This window comes from Tepidimonas charontis (assembly GCF_007556685.1).
GTDB lineage: Bacteria > Pseudomonadota > Gammaproteobacteria > Burkholderiales > Burkholderiaceae_C > Tepidimonas > Tepidimonas charontis.
Genome location: NZ_VJON01000012.1, coordinates 15,133 through 33,818 on the forward strand (window position 1 = coordinate 15,133; position 18,686 = coordinate 33,818).

Genomic DNA, 18,686 nt, shown 5'->3' on the forward strand with positions numbered 1-18,686 from the left:
CCTGCGGATGAGCAAGACCACGGTCTACGAGGTGGAGGTGATGTTCGGCGACTGCGACCCGGCCGGCATCGTCTTCTTCCCCAACTTCAGCAAGTGGATGGACGCGGCGTCGCTGCACTTCTTCGTGCAGTGCGGCGTGCCGCCTTGGCGCGAGCTGGTCAAGACGCGCGGCATCATCGGCACGCCGCTGCTGGAGATCCACACCCGCTTCCTCAAGCCCGCCACCTACGGCGAGCGCCTGCAGGTGCATACGCGGGTGGAAGAATGGCGGGAAAAAGTCTTCATCCAGCACCACGTGGTGCGCCGCGGCGACGACGTGCTGTGCGAGGGGCGCGAGACGCGCGCCTTCTGCATCCGCCACCCCGACGACCCGGACCGCATCAAGGCGATCCCGATCCCCGCGGACATCCGCGCCCTGTGCGGAGGCTGAAGGAATGACGCAGCCCTATCGCCCCGACGCGGCGCTGTCCGCGCGCTGGCTGCTGGACGTGCTGGATGCGCCGGCCACTTGGCGCGAGCTGCCGGCGCTGGCCGAGCACGCCGACGCCGACCTCACCCGCCAGGTGCTGGAGGAGGCCGCCACCTTCGTGCACGAGGTGGTGGCGCCGCTGAACCGCGTCGGCGACGAGACCGGCGCGCGCTGGCACGACGGCGCGGTGACGATGCCGCCCGGCTTTCGCGACGCCTACCAGGCGTTCTGGCGCGCCGGCTGGCCGGCGCTGTCGGCCCCGCCGGCGCTGGGCGGCCAAGGCCTGCCGGTGGCGCTGGAGTTCGTGCTGTACGAGTGGCTGAGCGCCGCCAACCACGGCTGGACCATGGCACCCGGCCTGCTGCACGGCGCGGTGGAGTGCCTGCGCCACCACGCCAGCCCCGCGCTGCAGGCGCAGTACCTGCCCAAGCTGGTCAGCGGGGAGTGGCTGGCCACGATGGCACTGACCGAGGCGCACGCCGGCAGCGACCTGGGCCTGTTGCGCACGCGCGCCACGCCGGCGGGCGACGACGGCTACCGCATCGAGGGCACGAAGATCTTCATCTCCGGCGGCGAGCACGACCTGACCGACAACATCGTGCACCTGGTGCTGGCGCGGCTGCCGGACGCCCCGCCCGGCCCGAAGGGCCTGAGCCAGCTGCTCGCCCCGAAGTGGCTGCCGGATGGCCGGCGCAACGCCATCGTCTGCGAACGGATCGAGGCCAAGATGGGCCTGCACGCCAGCCCCACCTGCGTGCTGCGCTTCGACGGCGCCGAGGGCTGGCTGGTCGGCGCGCCGCACCAGGGGCTGGCGGCGATGTTCGTGATGATGAATGCGGCGCGGCTGCACGTGGCGCTGCAGGGCATCGGCCTGCTGGACGCCGCGTGGCAGAAGGCGCACGCCTACGCGCACGAGCGGCGCCAGATGCGCGCGCCGCAGCGGCGCGACCCGGCGCAGGCGGCCGACCCGATCATCGACCACCCGGCGGTGCGGCGGCTGCTGGACACGCAGCGTGCCTGGATCGACACCGGCCAACTGCTGGCCTACCGCACGGCGCTGGCACTCGACGTCGCCCACCACCACCCGGACGGCGCGCACCGCCAAGCCGCGCAGCGATGGTGCGCTCTGATCACCCCGGTGCTGAAGGCCGCGTGGACCGAACAGGCCTTCCACGGCGCCAGCGACTGCCTGCAGGTGTTCGGCGGCCACGGCTATGTGCGCGAGTGGGGCATCGAGCAGATCGTGCGCGACGCGCGCGTGACGATGATCTACGAGGGCACCAACGAGATCCAGGCGCAGGACCTGCTGCTGCGCAAGACGCTGCCGGATGGCGGCGTGGCGCTGGCCGCGCTGCTGCGCGAGCTGCAGGCCGACGCGCCGGCCGACGCCGCGTGGCACGCCGGCGCGCAGCGGTTGCACGCGCTGCTCACCCGGCTGGCGGCGGCCGACGAGGCCCGGCGGCTGGCGCTGTTCCCCGTGGCGGGGGACTTCCTGCGCGCGGTGGCGCTGACGCTGATGGGCTGGGCGCGCGCGCGGCTGGGCCGGCACGACGCGACGTGGGACGGCGAGGTTGGCGCGGCCTTCGACCGCTGGGTTTGGCCCGAGCAGGCCTGGCGCTGCGAGATGGTCGAGCGCGCGCTCGTCTAGGCCGTGCGCCAGCGCCGCTGCCAAGCCCCGTAGATGCGGTCGGCCATTCGGTAGCTGGCTGCCTGGCGCACGGCGGTGGCAGCGCGCATGGCCGCCGGCGTTTGCACGCTGGCGGGATGCTGGAGCACGGCACCAGGGTAGACATCACCTGGATTGGCGAGCCAGTTTTCGATCTTCAGCGGTGTGATTTCGATGTGAAACTGCATGCCCAGATGCGGCCCGAGCGCGAATGCCTGCACCGCGCAGGCGGGCGAGGTCGCCAGCACCGTCGCGCCAGATGGCAACGCCACCACCCCGTCATAATGCCATTGGTACACCACCGGCTGCCGCTCCTGCCCCAGCCACTCGCGTGCGGCGGCGCTGCCGTCGTGCGTGATGGGCAACCAACCGATTTCGGGCTGCGGCAAACGTTGCACCGCTCCGCCCAGCGCGCGCGCCATCAGCTGCCCCCCCAGGCAGTGGCCGAGGACGGGGATGCCAAGCGCGTGCGCCTCGCGAATCAGCGCCTCGGCGTGGCGCAGGCTGGCGCGCTCGTCGTTGGCGCTCCACTCCCCGCCCAACACCGCCAGCGCGCGGTAGCCCGCCACCGATTCGGGGTAAGGCTGCCCGGCTTCGGCGCAAAACACCTCCCAGCGGGCGCCGACGGCGTCCAGCCAAGTGGCCAGATAGCCAGGGGGGTCTTCGATCGTGTGCTGCAACACCAGCACATCGGCGCGCAGCGTCGGCGGGGGACAAGCGGCATCGAACGGCATGATGCCGCATCTTACCGACCGCAAAGGCGCGCGCGCCCGCGTTCGGGGCCACTGCGTGGGCCAACGGGGGGCACCACCGCCGCCCCCAGCGCCGCACGCTACCATCGGGGTGTGAATACCGACTGCCTTTCTTGCCCCGCGGACAACACCAACCCGGTTGCCACCGACAACGGGCCCGATACACGCTTTCTGGAGTCGCTCATCGGCTACAACGCCCGACGGGCGGCGCTGGCCCTGATCGGCCACGTGCTGCCGCGGTTGGAGCCCTTGGGCCTGCGGGTGGTCGATTTTTCGGTGCTGACATTGATCGCGCACAACCCCGGTATCACATCGCGCCAGCTGTGCGCGGCACTGGATATCTTGCCGCCCAATCTGGTCGGGGTGGTGCGCGCGCTGGAGCAGCGCGGCTGGATCGAGCGGCGTGACCACCCCTCCGACCGCCGCGCCCAGGCACTGCACGTGACCGCCGCTGGCGCGGCCGTGCAGGCACAAGCGCAGGCCCTGGTCAGCGCCGCCGAACACCCCGACGTGACCCATCTGAGCGAGGACGAGCGGACGCAGCTGATCCGCTTGCTGCGCAAGGTCTATTTGGGCAACCGCGCGTGAGTGCGCGGCTGCCCACGGCGACATCCGCGCTGGCGGCGGCCTCAGCCGGTCACCGGCGCCGCCACCACGCGCTGACGCTGCTGGCCCAGCAGCGAACTGCCCAAAGTGATGACGTCACCGGGGCGCAAAAACACCGGCGGGCGTTGCCCCGTCCCGACACCCGGCGGCGTGCCGGTCAAAATCACGTCACCTGGCAACAGGCGCATGAAGCGGCTCAGATACGACACGATCTGCGCCACGCCAAAGATCATCGCGCGCGTGCTGCCACGCTGGCGCGGCGTGCCATTGACATCGAGCCAGAGCTCGACCGCTTGGGGGTCGGGGATTTCGTCGGCGGTCACCAGCCACGGCCCCAGCGGACAGTGGGTGGGGTAGCTCTTGCCCTTGATCCACTGCCCCTCCATCTCCAATTGGTACGCGCGCTCGGAGACATCGTTGGCCAGACAGTAGCCGGCCACGCAGCGCAGTGCCTCGCCTTGGTCGACGTGCCAGGCGGGTTGGCCGATCACCACCGCCAGCTCCACTTCCCAGTCCAGCTTCTGTGCCCCCGGCGGCAGCCAAATATCGTCATGCGGCCCACTGACGGCCGCCGTGTGCTTGCCAAAGACGATCGGTTGCTTGGGGATAGGCAGGCCGGCCTCGGCCGCATGATCGGCATAATTGAGCCCGATGGCGATGACGTTGCCGATCTGCCCGACGCAGGGTCCCAAGCGCGCCGCCGGGTCTACCTCGGGCAGCCGGGACGGGTCGAGTCGCGCCAAGCGCGCCAATGCGTCTGGCCCCAGCGTGTGCGGCGAGATATCGGCGACCACGGCCGCCAAATCGCGACGCACGCCTTGGGCGTCCAGCATACCTGGACGTTCGTTACCCGGGGGGCCATGACGAAACAATTTCATAGGGTATCTCCGCTGCCGCGTTCAGGCGCCAATCGTGGCAGGCACGCTTGAAAAGGCGCCGCCAAGCCCCATATTACGGTAGGTTTGCCGTCCTCAACCCATCGGATGTCCCGCATGAATCCATCCACCGACTCCACTGCTCACACCAACACCCCAACCGAGGCTGAAACCACCGCGGCCACCGGAGCCACCGCGGCCACCGGAGCCGCCGCGAGCGACAGCGGCGACGAGCTGCAGACCCTGCGTGCGCGCAATGCCGAGCTCAACGACCAGCTGCTGCGCGCGTTGGCCGACGCCGAAAACACCCGCCGCCGGGCCGAGGAAGAAATCGCCAAGATTCGCAAGTTCGCGATCGAAAGCTTCGCCGAGAGCCTGCTGCCGGTGCTCGACAGTCTGGAGGCCGGACTGGCGGTGCAGGACGCCACCGTCGAGCAAATCCGCGAGGGCGCCCAAGCCACCCTGAAACAGTTGCAAGCGGCGCTGGCGCGCCAGAAAATCACGGCGATTGCACCGGCGCCAGGCGAGCGCTTCGATCCGCATTTGCACCAGGCCATCAGCATGGTCGAAGCCGACCAGCCCGCCAATACCGTGGTCGCCACGCTGCAAAAGGGCTACTGGCTGGCGGAGCGCGTGCTGCGGCCCGCGTTGGTGACGGTGGCGGCGCCCAAGAGCAACCCTGGAGCTGACGCCGCGCCTGGCACCCCGTCTTGAAGCGGCCGGCCGTCGCCCCCATGTTGCCACACAGTGCCGCAGTGACCGTTTCGGTTGTCGCCCGCCGCCCGGGCTGACACGCGAGTTCGCCGTCCGAGGCGATCCCTGCGGCTTTCATCGAATTCACACAGGAGCATCCACCAAATGGGCAAGATCATTGGCATCGACCTGGGCACCACCAACTCGTGCGTGGCCGTCATGGAAGGCGGCACGCCGAAGGTGATCGAAAACTCTGAAGGCGCGCGCACCACGCCTTCGATCGTCGCCTACATGGAAGACGGCGAAATCCTGGTTGGCGCACCAGCCAAGCGGCAGGCCGTCACCAACCCGAAGAACACCTTGTTCGCGGTCAAGCGTCTCATCGGCCGCAAGTTCGAGGAAAAAGAAGTCCAGAAAGACATCGGCCTGATGCCGTACAAGATCATCAAGGCCGACAACGGCGACGCCTGGGTGGAAGTGCGCGGTCAAAAACTGGCGCCACCGCAGGTCAGCGCCGAAGTGCTGCGCAAGATGAAGAAGACCGCCGAGGACTACCTGGGCGAGCCGGTCACCGAGGCTGTCATCACCGTGCCGGCCTACTTCAACGACGCGCAGCGCCAAGCCACCAAGGACGCCGGCCGCATCGCGGGGCTGGAAGTCAAGCGCATCATCAACGAGCCCACGGCGGCGGCGCTCGCTTTCGGTTTGGACAAGGGCGGCAAGGGCGACCGCAAGATCGCCGTCTATGACCTGGGCGGTGGTACCTTCGACATCTCGATCATCGAGATCGCCGACGTCGACGGTGAAAAGCAGTTCGAGGTGTTGTCCACCAACGGCGACACCTTCCTCGGTGGCGAAGACTTCGACCAGCGCATCATCGACTACATCATCGGCGAGTTCAAGAAAGAGCAAGGCGTCGATCTGTCCAAAGACGTGCTGGCCCTGCAACGCCTGAAAGAAGCCGCTGAAAAGGCCAAGATCGAGCTGTCGTCGAGCCAGCAGACCGAAATCAACCTGCCCTACATCACCGCCGACGCCAGTGGACCGAAGCACCTCAACATCAAGCTCACGCGCGCCAAGCTCGAGAGCCTGGTGGACGACCTGATCGAGCGCACCATCGAGCCGTGCCGCATCGCCATCAAGGACGCCGGCATCAAGGTGTCGGACATCGATGACGTCATCCTGGTGGGCGGCATGACCCGCATGCCCAAGGTGCAGGAGAAGGTCAAGGAGTTTTTCGGCCGTGATCCGCGCAAGGACGTCAACCCCGACGAAGCGGTGGCGGTGGGTGCGGCCATCCAGGGCGCGGTGCTGTCGGGCGAGCGCAAAGACGTGCTGCTGCTGGATGTGACCCCGCTGTCGCTCGGCATCGAGACGATGGGCGGCGTCATGACCAAGATGATCAAGAAGAACACCACGATTCCGACCAAATATTCGCAGGTGTTCAGCACCGCCGAGGACAACCAGCCGGCGGTCACGATCAAGGTCTACCAGGGCGAGCGCGAGATGGCCGCTGGCAACAAGCTCCTGGGCGAGTTCAACCTGGAGGGTATTCCGCCGGCGCCGCGCGGCGTGCCGCAAATCGAAGTCACCTTCGACATCGACGCCAATGGCATCTTGCACGTGTCGGCGCGCGACAAGGGCACCGGCAAGGAAAACAAGATCACCATCAAGGCCAACTCTGGGTTGACCGAAGAAGAGATCCAGCGCATGGTCAAAGACGCGGAACTCAACGCCGCCGAGGACAAGCGCAAGGTCGAACTGGTGCAGGCCCGCAACCAGGGCGATGCCCTGATCGCGTCGGTGCGCAAGAGCCTGAAGGACTACGGCGACAAGCTCGACGCGGCGGATAAAGACCGCATCGAAGCCGCCATCAAGGAGCTGGAAGAAGCCATCAAGGGCGACGACAAGGCCACCATCGAGGCCAAGACCGAGGCCCTGATGACCGCCAGCCAGAAGCTGGGCGAGAAGATGTACGCCGACGCCCAAGCCAGCGCTGCGGCCTCGGGAGCAGCGGCTGGCGCCAGCGGTGGCGGCAGCACCGGCGGCACCAGCCAAGGGGGAGCCGACGACATCGTGGACGCCGAAGTCAAGGAAGTCAAACGCGACTGACGGCGCCGCGCCCAGCGCACCACGACACGCCGCGTCCGGGCATGCGAGCCCGGCGCGGCTTTTCCGCTCCAAGCACAACTGTGGATCGACATGGCCAAACGTGACTACTACGAAATCCTGGGCGTGACCCGCAACGCCAGCGAGGACGACATCAAAAAGGCCTACCGCAAGCTGGCGATGAAATATCACCCCGACCGCAATCAAGGGGATGCCGCCAAGGCCGCCGAGGAAAAATTCAAAGAGGTCAAGGAAGCCTATGAAATCCTGTCCGACCCGGACAAGCGCGCCGCCTACGACCGCTACGGACATGCCGGCGTCGATCCCAACATGCGCGCCGGGGCGGCCGACGGGTTTTCTGGCTTTTCCGAGGCTTTTGGCGACATCTTCGGCGATATCTTCGGCGCGCCGCGGGGTGCGCGCGGGCGCCAGGTCTATCGCGGCGCCGACCTATCCTACGCCATGGAGATCACGCTGGAGGAAGCCGCACGTGGCAAGGAAACCCAAATTCGCATCCCCAGCTGGGAGGACTGCGACACCTGCCGCGGCAGCGGCGCCAAACCGGGCACCAGTGCCAAGACCTGCCCAACCTGCCATGGCAATGGCGTGGTGCAACTGCGCCAAGGGTTCTTCAGCGTCCAGCAGACCTGCCCCCACTGCCACGGCAGCGGCAAAATCATTCCCGAACCCTGTCCGAGCTGCCACGGCGAGGGCAAGGTCAAACGCCACAAAACGCTGGAGATCAAAATTCCGGCCGGCATCGACGACGGCATGCGCATCCGCTCCAGCGGCAATGGCGAGCCGGGGCGCAACGGTGGACCGCCGGGTGACCTGTACATCGAAATTCGCATTCGCAAGCACGACTTGTTCGAGCGCGACGGTGACGATCTGCACGTGCAGGTGCCCGTCAGCATCACGACGGCGGCCCTGGGCGGCGAGGTGGATATCCCCACCCTCGATGGCAAAGCCACCATCGACATCCCCGAAGGCACCCAGACCGGCAAAACCTTTCGCCTGCGCGGCCGCGGCATCAAAGGCGTGCGCTCCAGCTTCCCCGGCGACCTCTACGCACACATCGTGGTGGAGACGCCCGTCAAGCTCACCGAGCACCAGCGGCGGCTGCTGCGCGAGTTGGACGAGTCGTTTCGCAAGGGGGGCGGGCGCCACAGCCCCAACGAGAAAAGCTGGTTCGAACGGGCCAAGGATTTTTTCTCCTGAGGCTGCGCAACCGGTGACGCGGGTGCGCGGCCACACGCTACCATGCCGCCATGGATGTGCGCATACAGTTCCTGGGCGGCGCCGGAACGGTCACCGGCTCGAAATATCTGGTCGAGTATCGCAACGAGCGCCTGCTCATCGACTGCGGCCTCTTTCAAGGTTACAAACACCTGCGGCTGCGCAACCGTGCGCCCTTGCCCATCGTGCCCGGCCAGATCCGGGCCGTGGTATTGACGCACGCCCACATCGACCACAGCGGCTACCTGCCCGTGCTGGTGCGCGAAGGCTTTCGCGGGCGCGTATGGTGTACACCGGCCACGCGCGACTTGTGTGAAATCCTGCTGCCCGACGCCGCCCACTTGCAAGAAGAGGACGCAGCGTTTGCCAATCGCCACGGCTTTTCGCGCCACAGCCCAGCGCTGCCGCTGTACACGGCAGACGACGCACAGGCCGCCCTGCGCCACCTGCGCCCGCAGCCGCTGTACCAGCCGTTCGAGCCGATCACCGGCTGGCGTGTGCAGTTTTTCGGCGCTGGCCACATTTTGGGTGCAGCCTCGGTGCTGGTGGAAGTGGGTGGCCGCCGCCTGCTGTTTTCGGGTGACCTGGGCCGCGCCGACGACATACTGATGCTTCCGCCCGATCCGCCACCTGCGGCCGACGTGGTGGTGGTCGAGTCCACCTACGGTCATCGCACCCACCCCGCGGGCAACCTGATCGACGAGCTTGGGCCCCTGCTGGCGCGCGTAGCCGCGCGCGGCGGCACGGCCGTCGTCCCGGTATTCGCCGTTGGTCGCGCGCAGGCCCTGCTGCACGCCATCGATGAACTCAAACGCCAGCAACGGCTGCCACGCGCCCTGGCGGTCTATTTGGACAGCCCCATGGCGGCCCACGCCACGGAGCTGCTGATGCAGCACTTGGGCGAACACCGCCTCAGCGTGCAACAGGTGCGCCACATGACGCAGGGTGTGCATGTCACGCCCAGCCCCGACGACTCCAAGGCCATCGCGCGCCACAGCGGACCGAAGGTGATTCTGGCCGGCAGCGGCATGGCCACGGGCGGTCGGGTGTTGCACCACCTCAAGCTCTATCTGGGCGACCACCGCCATATGGTCATCCTGACCGGCTATCAAGCGCCCGGCACGCGCGGCGACACCCTGCTGCGCGGCAGCAAGACGGTGCGCATCCACGGTCAGGACTGGGCGGTGGCGGCCGAGATCGCGCAGCTGACGACCGCCTCCGCGCACGCCGACAGCGATGGCCTGCTGAACTGGCTGCGCGCCGTGCCGGGACAGCCGCGGCGCATTTTCGTCACCCATGGGGAACCCGAAGCCGCCGATGGCCTGCGCTGCCGTGTGGAACGCGAGCTGCACCTGCCCGCCCTGGTGCCCGAGCACGGCTCCACCTGGGCGATCTAAAAGATGGGCTGCCCCGAAAAAAGGGGCAGCCCTGCGCTAGGGTACAGCAGCGTCAGCCGCCGATCACCCCGCCGTCGAGCCGGCGCACGACGACGGTCGCCGAACGCGGACGCTGCCCAGCATTGGGCCATTGCGAAAACGCTGTCGGGTTGCGGGCGATCTGATTGTCGCTGAACGTCGAACCGTCGGGGTTCTTGGGCCGATTGGGGTGGCTTCCCAATTCACCCGGGTGCTGAATATTGACGAACATTGTCTTGCGGTCCGGCGTCCAAGTCACACCGGTCACCTCGCAACCCGAGGGGCCGACCAGGAACCGGCGAATCTCCTTCGTCGTCGGATCGGCGGCCAGCATTTGGTTGTTGCCCATGCCGGCATAGTCCCCCGAGTTGCTGAAGCTGCCGTCGGTCTGAATCCACAGGCGGCCAAAGCTGTCAAAGGCCAAGCCGTCGGGGCTATTGAACAGGTTGTTGGCGTTGATGTTGCTGCTGGGGGCGCGCTCGCCCACAACCGACGGCTGGCCGGCGAGCACGAAGATATCCCAGTTGAACGTGGTCGCCGTCGGGTCGTTGCCAGCCTCTGTCCAACGGATAATATGTCCCCAGACGTTGTTGGCGCGCGGGTTGGCTTCATCCACCGGCGGTCGAGCGGATCCAGCGGTGGTCGTGCCGTCTGGGCTGTTCGATGTGGTGCCACCCCGGCGGCTGTTGTTGGTCAGCGTGACATAGACGTTGCCCGGATTCTTCGGGTTGACGGCGACCCACTCGGGCCGATCCATCATCGTCGCGCCGACCGCATCGGCCGCCTGGCGCGCTTTGATCAGAATCAAGGCCCGCACTTCGGCGTCGCTGGAAGCAGCAAAGTGGGGGTTGTTCCGCAGCGCCCTGCCATCGACGCCGACGGTCGACGGCAGCAGCGGAATCCAAACCCCCGTGCCCATCTTGTCCGCGGGCGTGGCCCCCGCGTCGAACCGGGCCACATAAAGGGTGCCTTCTTCGAGCAGGCGGCGATTGGCGGCGCTGTATGGGTTGGCAGCGTCGAAGGTGCCGCTGGAGACAAATTTGTAGATATATTCGTTGCGCTCGTCACAGCCCATGTAGACGACCACTTTGCCGTTGGGTGCGATCGAAAGGGCGGCATTTTCATGCTTGAAGCGGCCGAGTGCCGTGCGCTTGACCGGCTTGGACGTGGGGCTAAACGGATCGATCTCGACGATCCAGCCAAAGCGGTGGGGTTCATTGGGGTTGGCGTTGACGTCAAAGCGCGAATCGACCGTGTGCCAGAGGTAGCCAAAGCCGTCTTGCGTGATCCCGTAGCGTTTTTCCAGCACGGTCTGTGTGTGCTCACCGTTCCAACCGAAATAGCCGTTGAAGTTTTCCTCGCAAGTCAGGTAGGTGCCCCACGGAGTCCAGCCATTTCCGCAGTTGTTGAGCGTGCCCAGCACCTCGGTGCCGGTCGGGTCGGCCGCGGTTTTCATCAGCGGGTGGCCCGCCGCTGGCCCCTGGATCGCAATCGGTGTGTTGCCGTGAATGCGACGGTTGTAGGGCGAGTTTTTGACGTGCTCCCACGAGCCGTCAGCTTTGCGGCGGATGTGCGCGACCGTCACACCGTGGCCAGCTTGGCCTTTGCGGGCCTTCTCCAGCGTAAACGGCAACCGCCAGTCTTGCGCGTCGGTGTCGGGGGCGTAGAAATACTCGGGGTTGATGTACTCGTGGTTGAACACGAGCAGACCCTCGTCGCTGCGATCGCCCGGGCCGTTGCCCGCGGCGTTGAAGCCAAAGTAGTGAATGCCATCGTGGTTGTCGCCGACTTGCTGCTCCTGATCGGCCGCGGTATTGCTCGCGTCGGGCTTCCACGCTGGTGCCTGGGCGTTGATCGGTTCCCCCCAGGGCAAAAAGGCGGTCGCCACATAGCCCGCGGGCACGACCACCGCGTCGCCGGAGGAGGCAGCGACGGCGGTAAAGCCCAGCATCTGTTCAGGCACAGCCGATTCGGCTGTGGAGTCGTCACCGCTGCCAAGGCAGCCAGACAGCATGCTCAGAAACGGCAGCGCCGCAGCGCCCAGACCACCCAGCATCAGACGCCGGCGTGCGGGGTTGATGGCCAGGGAACGCTCCACCACCTGTTGCAGGTGCAGGTTGCGGGATGGGTTGGATACACCATCGTCGTCGATCAGACTTCGCGCCATGTCATGCACTCCAATTGGGTTGAAAACGATCGAAGTATTCAAAGTCAATGTGAAATGGATATGACACCGTGGCGCGATCGCCCAAGTGGCACCCTGAGGCGCGGTTGGATGGCACCTCCCCCGCTTCGGTCTGGTGCTACAGTGGGACGATTCGGTGTTTTGGCCCGAGGAGCAAACCATGCACAGCGATCCCCTACTGCAATCCGCCGCCAAGACGAACGCCGCCCTCATGGCGCGCCGCCGCGCCGCACTGCCGACCGGGCTGGGCCAGGCCTACGAGGTCTTTGCCGAGCGGGCCGATGGCGCCGAGATCTGGGATGTTGAAGGCAAGCGTTACATCGATTTCGCTGGCGGCATTGCTGTGCTCAACACCGGCCACCGCCACCCAAAAATCGTGCAGGCCGTCAAGGCCCAGCTCGACAAGGTGCATCACACCTGCTTTCAGGTGCTGGCGTATGAACCCTACGTGGAACTGGCCGAGCGGCTGATCGCCAAAGCGCCGGGGGCCTTCCCGAAAAAAGCCTTCTTCCTGTCCACCGGGGCCGAGGCGGTCGAAAACGCCATCAAGATTGCCCGCGCCGCCACCGGGCGGCAGGCCGTCATCGCCTTTGGCGGCGGCTTTCACGGACGCACGCTGCTGGGCATGGCGCTGACCGGCAAGGTGGCCCCGTACAAGGCGGGCTTCGGCCCCTTCCCGGCTGAGATCTACCACGCCGAATACCCTAACCCGCTGCACGGCATCAGCGTGGCCGATGCCCTGCGCTCGCTGGAGCACATCTTCAAATACGACGTCGAGCCGGCACGCGTGGCGGCCATCATTCTGGAGCCGGTGCAGGGCGAAGGCGGCTTCTACGTGGCGCCGTTCGAATTCGCCCAGGCGCTGCGCACGCTGTGTGACCAGCACGGCATCGTCTTCATTGCCGACGAAGTGCAGACCGGCGCGGGTCGCACCGGCACCTGGCTGGCCTGCGAACAGTGGGGCGTGGCCCCTGACATGATCACCATGGCCAAGAGCATGGCGGGGGGCTTTCCGATTTCGGCCGTCATCGGCCGCGCCGACCTGATGGACAAACCCCTGCCAGGCGGCCTGGGCGGCACCTATGCCGGCAACCCGCTGGCCTGCGCCGCGGCCCTCGCGGTGCTGGACGTGTTTGAAGAAGAACAGCTGCTGGAGCGCTCGCGCGCCGTGGGCGAGCGCCTCAAAGCGGGCCTGACCGCCCTGATGGCGCAGCACCCGGAAATCCGCGACGTGCGCGGCCTGGGTGCCATGGTGGCCATCGAGCTGTTCGAAGGCGGCGACCTCAGCAAGCCTGCGGCAGAGCTCACCAAGCGCCTGTGCGCCGAAGCCCTCAAGCGCGGGCTGGTGCTGCTGTCGTGCGGCCTGTACGCCAACGTCATCCGTATCTTGGTGCCGCTGACGGCCAGCGACGACCTGCTCGACGAGGGGCTGGCTATCCTTGGCGAGGCGCTGCAGGCAGCCAAGCGCTGAGCCGACGGGCGACCGTGCTGTCGGCAAGACGAAACGGGGCCTGCACGTCAGTCGTCCCGGCTGTCCCTATCTCTGGAAAAAGACGAGGGGGCACGTGCGTGCAAGCCCATGCGAACGCGCTCAGGTCATACCGTGCCGCCGGGCAGACCGTGGAGAGCGCGAACGCGCCGCGGGCCAGCGCAGGCATCGGACGACGCGTCAGCCCAAGACCACAGCGGTGGACGCCTCCCGGCACACGTCCAACAGCCATGCCTTGAAGCGACGCAAGGCGAGGCGTTCGTCACCCTGCGGTTGCACCAAGTAGTAGGCCCGTTGTGCTTTCAGGGGCCGCGGGCATGCGACCACCAGCACGCCGCTGGCCAGTTCGTCCTGCACCAGCAAGGTGGGCATCAACGCCACACCCAGCCCGGCCATAGCGGCGGCCGCCTGCATCGAAAACAGTTCGTAACGCGGCCCCGCCATGGCGCGCGGGGCATCGACCCCCTGCGCGTCGAACCATTGCCGCCAGGCGTCAGGACGGGTGGCCTGCTGAAGCAACGGCAACCTGGCCAGCGCCGCGGGGTCCAGCGGACCCGGACGGCCCGTGTGGGCCTCCAGCAACCGTGGACTGCACACCGGCAATACGTCTTCGGGCAGCAGCGGCGTCGCCTGGGTGCCGGCCCATTGCCGCACCTGCTCCGGCGTGCCCGCCCAGATGGCGGCATCGACCCCGGTATCGGTAAACAGGAACGGGCGCGTGCAGGTTTCGAAGTGCAGCAGCAAGTCCGGCTGCTGGGCAGCCAGCCGCGGCAGACGCGGGATCAGCCAGCGCGTGGCAAACGTCGGCACCACCGCCAGGGTCAGGCTGTCCCCCTGTCCACGGCGGCCCATCAGAGCCACCGCATCGCGCTCCAGGGCATCCAGCCGCTGGCGCACTTGCCGGGCGTAGTCCGCCCCGGCGGCGGTCAGCGCCATGCCGTGCTGGGTGCGTCGAAACAGGGCCACCCCCAAAAAGTCTTCCAGCGCCGCCACCTGGCGCGAGACGGCACTCTGGGTCAGCGCCAGCTCCTGCGCGGCGCGGGTAAAGCTCTGATGGCGAGCCGCGGCTTCAAAACACTGCAGGGCCTGAACGGAGGGCAGTCGACGGCGCATCGTGGGGTTTCCAAAGCCAGGGGGGCCACCTATTATGCGTTCATCGCATATCTTGAGTAAAAAAAATCGCTTGCTGCAGGAATCGAAAGCGGCGTAGCATGACTTCCATGTTCAACGCATCTCATAAATGACGCAGTGCGGCGATCTCCATCGCGCGCGCCGCGACCGTCCCATCACCCACGACCGTCCCATCACCCACGACCGTCCCATCACCCACGACCGTCCCATCACCCACGACCGTCCCATCACCCACGACCGTCCCATCACCCACGACCGTCCCATCAATCGAGACCGTACCATGAGCCAAACCCGCATCACCTTCGACTGGGCCGACCCGTTTTTTCTGGATGACCAACTGAGCGCCGACGAGCGCGCCGTGCGCGACGCGGCGCGCACCTACTGCCAGGAGCGACTGCTGCCGCGCGTGCAGCTCGCGTTTCGCCACGAGCAGACCGACCGCGCCATCTTCAACGAGATGGGTGCTATTGGCCTGCTTGGCCCCACCATCCCGGAGACCTACGGCGGTGCGGGGATGAATTACGTCAGCTACGGATTGATTGCGCGTGAAGTGGAGCGCGTGGACAGCGGCTACCGCAGCATGATGAGCGTGCAATCGTCACTGGTGATGGTGCCGATTAACGAATTCGGCACGGAGGCCCAGAAACAAAAATACCTGCCCAAGCTGGCCCGCGGCGAATGGGTGGGGTGTTTTGGCCTGACGGAACCCAACCACGGCTCCGACCCCGCGAGCATGATCACTCGCGCACGCAAAGTGCCTGGCGGCTACCGGCTCAGCGGGGCCAAAATGTGGATCACCAACAGCCCGATTGCCGATGTCTTCGTCGTCTGGGCCAAGGATGACGAAGGGCAGATTCGCGGCTTCATTCTGGAAAAAGGCTGGCCCGGCTTGTCCGCGCCGGCCATCCATGGCAAGGTGGGCCTGCGGGCATCGATCACCGGCGAGATCGTGATGGACGAGGTTTTTTGCCCAGAGGAGAACGCCTTCCCGGAAGTGCGCGGCTTGAAAGGCCCCTTCACCTGCCTCAACAGCGCGCGCTACGGCATCGCCTGGGGCGCGATGGGGGCGGCCGAAGACTGCTTTCACCGCGCCCGCCAGTACGTGTTGGACCGCAAGCAGTTCGGTCGGCCGCTGGCGGCCAATCAGCTCATCCAGAAGAAGCTGGCCGACATGCTGACCGAAATCAGTCTGGGGCTGCAGGGCGCGCTGCGGCTGGGCCGGCTGAAAGACGAAGGCAAGGCACCGGTGGAGCTGACCAGCGTGCTCAAGCGCAACAACTGTGGCAAGGCGCTGGACATCGCCCGCATGGCGCGCGACATGATGGGCGGCAACGGCATCAGCGACGAGTACGGCGTAGCTCGCCACCTGGTGAACCTGGAGGTGGTCAACACGTACGAAGGCACGCACGACATTCACGCGCTGATTCTGGGCCGCGCCATCACCGGCATTGCGGCGTTCGCCACCTGACGCGCCATGGCGCCCCGCCCCGACACCCCTGTTGCGGGCACCGAACCGCAAGCCCCGCGCCCCCTGGCCGGGGTGCGCGTGCTGGACCTGTCGCGCGTGCTGGCGGGCCCCTGGGCCAGCCAGATTCTGGCCGACTACGGGGCCGAGGTCATCAAGGTGGAGCGGCCGGGCGGCGGGGACGACACCCGCGCCTGGGGGCCACCCTGGTGGGAACCCCGTGGCAAGGGCGGCGAACGGCAGTCGGCCTACTTCATCTGCGCCAACCGCGGCAAACGCTCGGTGGCCATCGACTTCACGCAGCCCGCGGACGTCGAGTGCGTGCGGGCGCTGGCGCGCGAAGCCGACGTGCTGATCGAAAACTTCAAGGTCGGCCACCTGGCGCGCTACGGGCTGGATGCCGCCAGCCTGCAGGCGCTCAACCCGCGGCTGATCTACTGCTCCATCACGGGCTACGGACAAAGCGGCCCGCTGGCGCACAAGGCGGGCTACGACTTCGCCATCCAGGCCGAGGGCGGGCTGATGAGCATCACCGGCGAGCCGGAGGGGGAGCCGCAAAAGGTGGGGGTCGCGGTGACCGACCTGATGACCGGCGTGTACGCGGCAACCGCCATTCTGGCCGCCCTGCACGAGCGCCAACGCACCGGCCGCGGCCGGGTGCTGGATGCGTCGCTGTTCGACGTGCAGGTGGCCATGCTGGCCAACCAGGCCAGCAATCAACTCATCGGCCAGCGCACGCCGCGCCGCATGGGCAACGCCCACCCCAACATCGTGCCCTATCAGGCGTTTCCCACCCGCGATGGGCACCTGGTACTGGCGGTGGGCAACGACGGCCAGTTCCAGCGCTTCTGCGAGGTGGCGGGCCACCCGGAAGTGGCGCGCGACGTGCGTTTTGCCACCAACCCGGCACGGGTGGAGCACCGCAGCGTCCTGGTGCCGCAGATCGCCGAATGGACCCGCACGCGCGACACCGCCGACTGGGTACAACGGCTGGACGCGGTCGGGGTGCCGTGCGCGCCGATTCTGGACATCGCGCAGGTCATGGCACACCCCCACGTGCGGGCGCGCGGCCTGGTGCTGGACGGCGACCCCGAGCGCCCGCCCATGGTGGCGCACCCCGTGTGCTTCGACGGACAGCGCCCGGTGGCGCCCACCCCCCCGCCACCACTGGGGCACGACGAGCCGCGCTGGGAGAAACCCACACCCACATGACACTTCCCACCGGGGGCCGCTGGCCCAACAAGCGCGGGACACAGGGCTTTTGGCCAGCTCCGGCGACTCCATGCTGACGTCAACGCGTCCGCACCCATCGCACAGGCACCATTCGGGTGCGCCCCGCACCACCCCGGATAGCAGAGAACCCGCACGCGCACCATGGGGTTTTCATGTACAGGTTGAAACACCAGCACACCCCCTCCTGCAGACCGACGCATCTGTACCGGCCCAATGGCCCCAACACAGGTACAGTAAATGGAACCTTATGTCGAATCATCGTCCGTCGTCCATGTCCGGTTCGCACCCCCTCGTCGTTTTCGACAGCGTCCAGAAAACCTATGATGGCCACAGCCTGGTGGTGCGCGACCTGAATCTCACCATCGAGAAAGGCGAGTTTTTGTCTTTACTGGGGCCGTCGGGCTCGGGCAAGACGACGACGCTGATGATGCTGGCCGGCTTCGAGACACCTACGGCGGGCCGCATTCTGCTGGGTGGGACCGACATCACGCGCACCCCACCGCACAAGCGCAACTTCGGCATGGTGTTTCAGAACTATGCACTGTTTCCGCACATGACGGTGGCACAAAACATCGCCTACCCGCTCACGGTGCGGCGCCTTCCCCCCGCGCAGCAGGCCGAGCGCGTGCAACGGGCGCTGGACATGGTGCAAATGGGCCGCATGGCGGATCGCTACCCGGGGCAGCTCTCGGGCGGCCAGCAGCAGCGCGTGGCACTGGCGCGCGCGCTGGTATTCGACCCGCAACTGGTGCTGATGGACGAGCCGCTGGGGGCGCTGGACAAGCAGTTGCGCGAGCACATGCAGATCGAGCTGAAGGCGTTGCACCGGCAACTGGGCATCACCTTCGTCTACGTCACACACGACCAGTCGGAGGCGCTGACCATGTCCGACCGGGTCGCAGTGTTCAACGGAGGCGTGATCCAGCAAATCGACCGCGTCGATCGTTTGTACGAAGCACCCGTCAACCGCTTCGTGGCCGGCTTCGTCGGCGACAACACCACGTTGGATGGCACGGTCGAACGCGCCGAAGGCGAGCAGTGCGTGGTGCGCCTGGACAGTGGCGAGTCGCTGCGCGGGGTCAACATCAACGGTGCCGAAGCCGGCGCCCGGGTGCAGTGCAGTGTGCGCCCGGAGCGTGTGCACGTTCTCGCACCCAACGACACCTGCGCCGACAACATCATCCGTGCCGAGCTCGTGGACATCATCTACTTCGGCGACCACCTGCGCCTGCGCTGCCGCGTGCCGGGTCAACCCGAGCTGTGTGTCAAGCTGCCCCTGCGCGAGCAGGGCGGCCTGTGCCTTGGACAACTGCTGCGGCTGCGCGTCCCGCCCGAGTACCTGCGCGTCTATCGTTGAGCAAG

The 18,686-nt window shown here is 66.9% G+C and carries 16 protein-coding genes; 11 read left to right on the plus strand and 5 right to left on the minus strand.

The window, feature by feature from the left end; translation table 11 throughout:
* Positions 1-7 precede the first annotated feature (7 nt).
* Together Tchar_RS05175 and Tchar_RS05180 are read left to right on the plus strand one after the other, a co-directional pair.
* On the plus strand, positions 8-430 hold the full coding sequence (locus Tchar_RS05175) for an acyl-CoA thioesterase (protein ID WP_143890252.1): 423 nt from the start codon (positions 8-10) through the stop codon (positions 428-430).
* 4 nt (positions 431-434) lie between these two features.
* The gene (locus Tchar_RS05180) at positions 435-2,117 is read left to right on the plus strand and encodes an acyl-CoA dehydrogenase family protein (protein WP_144328012.1); all 1,683 of its coding nucleotides are present in this window, start codon (positions 435-437) and stop codon (positions 2,115-2,117) included.
* On the opposite strand, the gene Tchar_RS05185 is transcribed toward Tchar_RS05180, so the two are convergent.
* Complete coding sequence (locus Tchar_RS05185; protein ID WP_144328013.1) at positions 2,114-2,869, minus strand: type 1 glutamine amidotransferase; 756 nt, start codon at positions 2,867-2,869, stop codon at positions 2,114-2,116. The two genes, Tchar_RS05180 and Tchar_RS05185, sit on opposite strands and share 4 nt — an antisense overlap.
* 111 nt (positions 2,870-2,980) lie before the next feature.
* Here Tchar_RS05185 and Tchar_RS05190 point away from each other — a divergent pair, with 111 nt between their 5' ends.
* Positions 2,981-3,475, plus strand: a complete 495-nt coding sequence (locus tag Tchar_RS05190; RefSeq protein ID WP_144328014.1) for a MarR family winged helix-turn-helix transcriptional regulator — start codon at positions 2,981-2,983, stop codon at positions 3,473-3,475.
* A gap of 41 nt (positions 3,476-3,516) precedes the next feature.
* Here Tchar_RS05190 and Tchar_RS05195 read toward each other — a convergent pair whose 3' ends face one another.
* Complete coding sequence (locus Tchar_RS05195) at positions 3,517-4,371, minus strand: fumarylacetoacetate hydrolase family protein (RefSeq protein WP_144328015.1); 855 nt, start codon at positions 4,369-4,371, stop codon at positions 3,517-3,519.
* A 114-nt stretch (positions 4,372-4,485) separates the two neighbouring features.
* Here Tchar_RS05195 and grpE point away from each other — a divergent pair, with 114 nt between their 5' ends.
* From grpE to Tchar_RS05215, 4 genes are all read left to right on the plus strand, one after another.
* Positions 4,486-5,082: a nucleotide exchange factor GrpE gene (gene grpE / locus Tchar_RS05200; RefSeq protein WP_144328016.1), complete on the plus strand. Its 597-nt coding sequence runs from the start codon at positions 4,486-4,488 to the stop codon at positions 5,080-5,082.
* A 135-nt stretch (positions 5,083-5,217) separates the two neighbouring features.
* On the plus strand, positions 5,218-7,173 hold the full coding sequence (dnaK, locus tag Tchar_RS05205) for a molecular chaperone DnaK (protein WP_268969076.1): 1,956 nt from the start codon (positions 5,218-5,220) through the stop codon (positions 7,171-7,173).
* Positions 7,174-7,263: 90 nt separating this feature from the next.
* Positions 7,264-8,388 (plus strand): molecular chaperone DnaJ, encoded by a 1,125-nt coding sequence (dnaJ, locus tag Tchar_RS05210; RefSeq protein ID WP_144328018.1) that lies wholly within the window; start codon positions 7,264-7,266, stop codon positions 8,386-8,388.
* A gap of 50 nt (positions 8,389-8,438) precedes the next feature.
* Positions 8,439-9,803, plus strand: a complete 1,365-nt coding sequence (locus tag Tchar_RS05215; RefSeq protein ID WP_144328019.1) for an MBL fold metallo-hydrolase — start codon at positions 8,439-8,441, stop codon at positions 9,801-9,803.
* Positions 9,804-9,855: 52 nt separating this feature from the next.
* On the opposite strand, the gene Tchar_RS05220 is transcribed toward Tchar_RS05215, so the two are convergent.
* Entirely contained in the window at positions 9,856-12,219 is a 2,364-nt protein-coding gene (locus Tchar_RS05220; RefSeq protein WP_236640247.1) for a PhoX family protein, read from the minus strand.
* On the opposite strand from Tchar_RS05220, the gene gabT reads away from it, so the two are divergent.
* The gene (gene gabT / locus Tchar_RS05225; protein ID WP_144328020.1) at positions 12,167-13,477 is read left to right on the plus strand and encodes a 4-aminobutyrate--2-oxoglutarate transaminase; all 1,311 of its coding nucleotides are present in this window, start codon (positions 12,167-12,169) and stop codon (positions 13,475-13,477) included. The genes Tchar_RS05220 and gabT overlap by 53 nt on opposite strands.
* A 198-nt stretch (positions 13,478-13,675) precedes the next feature.
* On the opposite strand, the gene Tchar_RS05230 is transcribed toward gabT, so the two are convergent.
* Together Tchar_RS05230 and Tchar_RS14310 are read right to left on the minus strand one after the other, a co-directional pair.
* Entirely contained in the window at positions 13,676-14,608 is a 933-nt protein-coding gene (locus tag Tchar_RS05230) for a LysR substrate-binding domain-containing protein (RefSeq protein WP_144328021.1), read from the minus strand.
* Between the two features lie 121 nt (positions 14,609-14,729).
* Complete coding sequence (locus tag Tchar_RS14310; protein WP_408033539.1) at positions 14,730-14,879, minus strand: hypothetical protein; 150 nt, start codon at positions 14,877-14,879, stop codon at positions 14,730-14,732.
* Positions 14,880-14,906: 27 nt separating this feature from the next.
* Between Tchar_RS14310 and Tchar_RS05240 the strand changes: the two genes are divergently transcribed.
* From Tchar_RS05240 to Tchar_RS05250, 3 genes are all read left to right on the plus strand, one after another.
* Complete coding sequence (locus Tchar_RS05240) at positions 14,907-16,094, plus strand: acyl-CoA dehydrogenase (protein ID WP_144328022.1); 1,188 nt, start codon at positions 14,907-14,909, stop codon at positions 16,092-16,094.
* Positions 16,095-16,100: 6 nt separating this feature from the next.
* On the plus strand, positions 16,101-17,303 hold the full coding sequence (locus Tchar_RS05245) for a CaiB/BaiF CoA transferase family protein (RefSeq protein ID WP_144328023.1): 1,203 nt from the start codon (positions 16,101-16,103) through the stop codon (positions 17,301-17,303).
* 292 nt (positions 17,304-17,595) lie between these two features.
* Entirely contained in the window at positions 17,596-18,681 is a 1,086-nt protein-coding gene (locus tag Tchar_RS05250; RefSeq protein ID WP_144328024.1) for an ABC transporter ATP-binding protein, read from the plus strand.
* The last annotated feature ends 5 nt before the right edge of the window (positions 18,682-18,686 follow it).

Excerpts from the sequence above, each read along its gene's own strand:
- Tchar_RS05175 (WP_143890252.1), top strand. The coding sequence starts at position 8 with ATGAGCAAGACCACGGTCTACGAGGTGGAGGTGATGTTCGGCGACTGC.
- Tchar_RS05180 (WP_144328012.1), top strand. The coding sequence starts at position 435 with ATGACGCAGCCCTATCGCCCCGACGCGGCGCTGTCCGCGCGCTGGCTG.
- Tchar_RS05185 (WP_144328013.1), bottom strand. The coding sequence starts at position 2,869 with ATGCCGTTCGATGCCGCTTGTCCCCCGCCGACGCTGCGCGCCGATGTG.
- Tchar_RS05195 (WP_144328015.1), bottom strand. The coding sequence starts at position 4,371 with ATGAAATTGTTTCGTCATGGCCCCCCGGGTAACGAACGTCCAGGTATG.
- grpE (WP_144328016.1), top strand. The coding sequence starts at position 4,486 with ATGAATCCATCCACCGACTCCACTGCTCACACCAACACCCCAACCGAG.
- dnaJ (WP_144328018.1), top strand. The coding sequence starts at position 7,264 with ATGGCCAAACGTGACTACTACGAAATCCTGGGCGTGACCCGCAACGCC.
- Tchar_RS05215 (WP_144328019.1), top strand. The coding sequence starts at position 8,439 with ATGGATGTGCGCATACAGTTCCTGGGCGGCGCCGGAACGGTCACCGGC.
- gabT (WP_144328020.1), top strand. The coding sequence starts at position 12,167 with ATGCACAGCGATCCCCTACTGCAATCCGCCGCCAAGACGAACGCCGCC.
- Tchar_RS05220 (WP_236640247.1), bottom strand. The coding sequence starts at position 12,219 with ATGAGGGCGGCGTTCGTCTTGGCGGCGGATTGCAGTAGGGGATCGCTG.
- Tchar_RS05230 (WP_144328021.1), bottom strand. The coding sequence starts at position 14,608 with ATGCGCCGTCGACTGCCCTCCGTTCAGGCCCTGCAGTGTTTTGAAGCC.
- Tchar_RS05240 (WP_144328022.1), top strand. The coding sequence starts at position 14,907 with ATGAGCCAAACCCGCATCACCTTCGACTGGGCCGACCCGTTTTTTCTG.
- Tchar_RS05245 (WP_144328023.1), top strand. The coding sequence starts at position 16,101 with ATGGCGCCCCGCCCCGACACCCCTGTTGCGGGCACCGAACCGCAAGCC.
- Tchar_RS05250 (WP_144328024.1), top strand. The coding sequence starts at position 17,596 with ATGTCCGGTTCGCACCCCCTCGTCGTTTTCGACAGCGTCCAGAAAACC.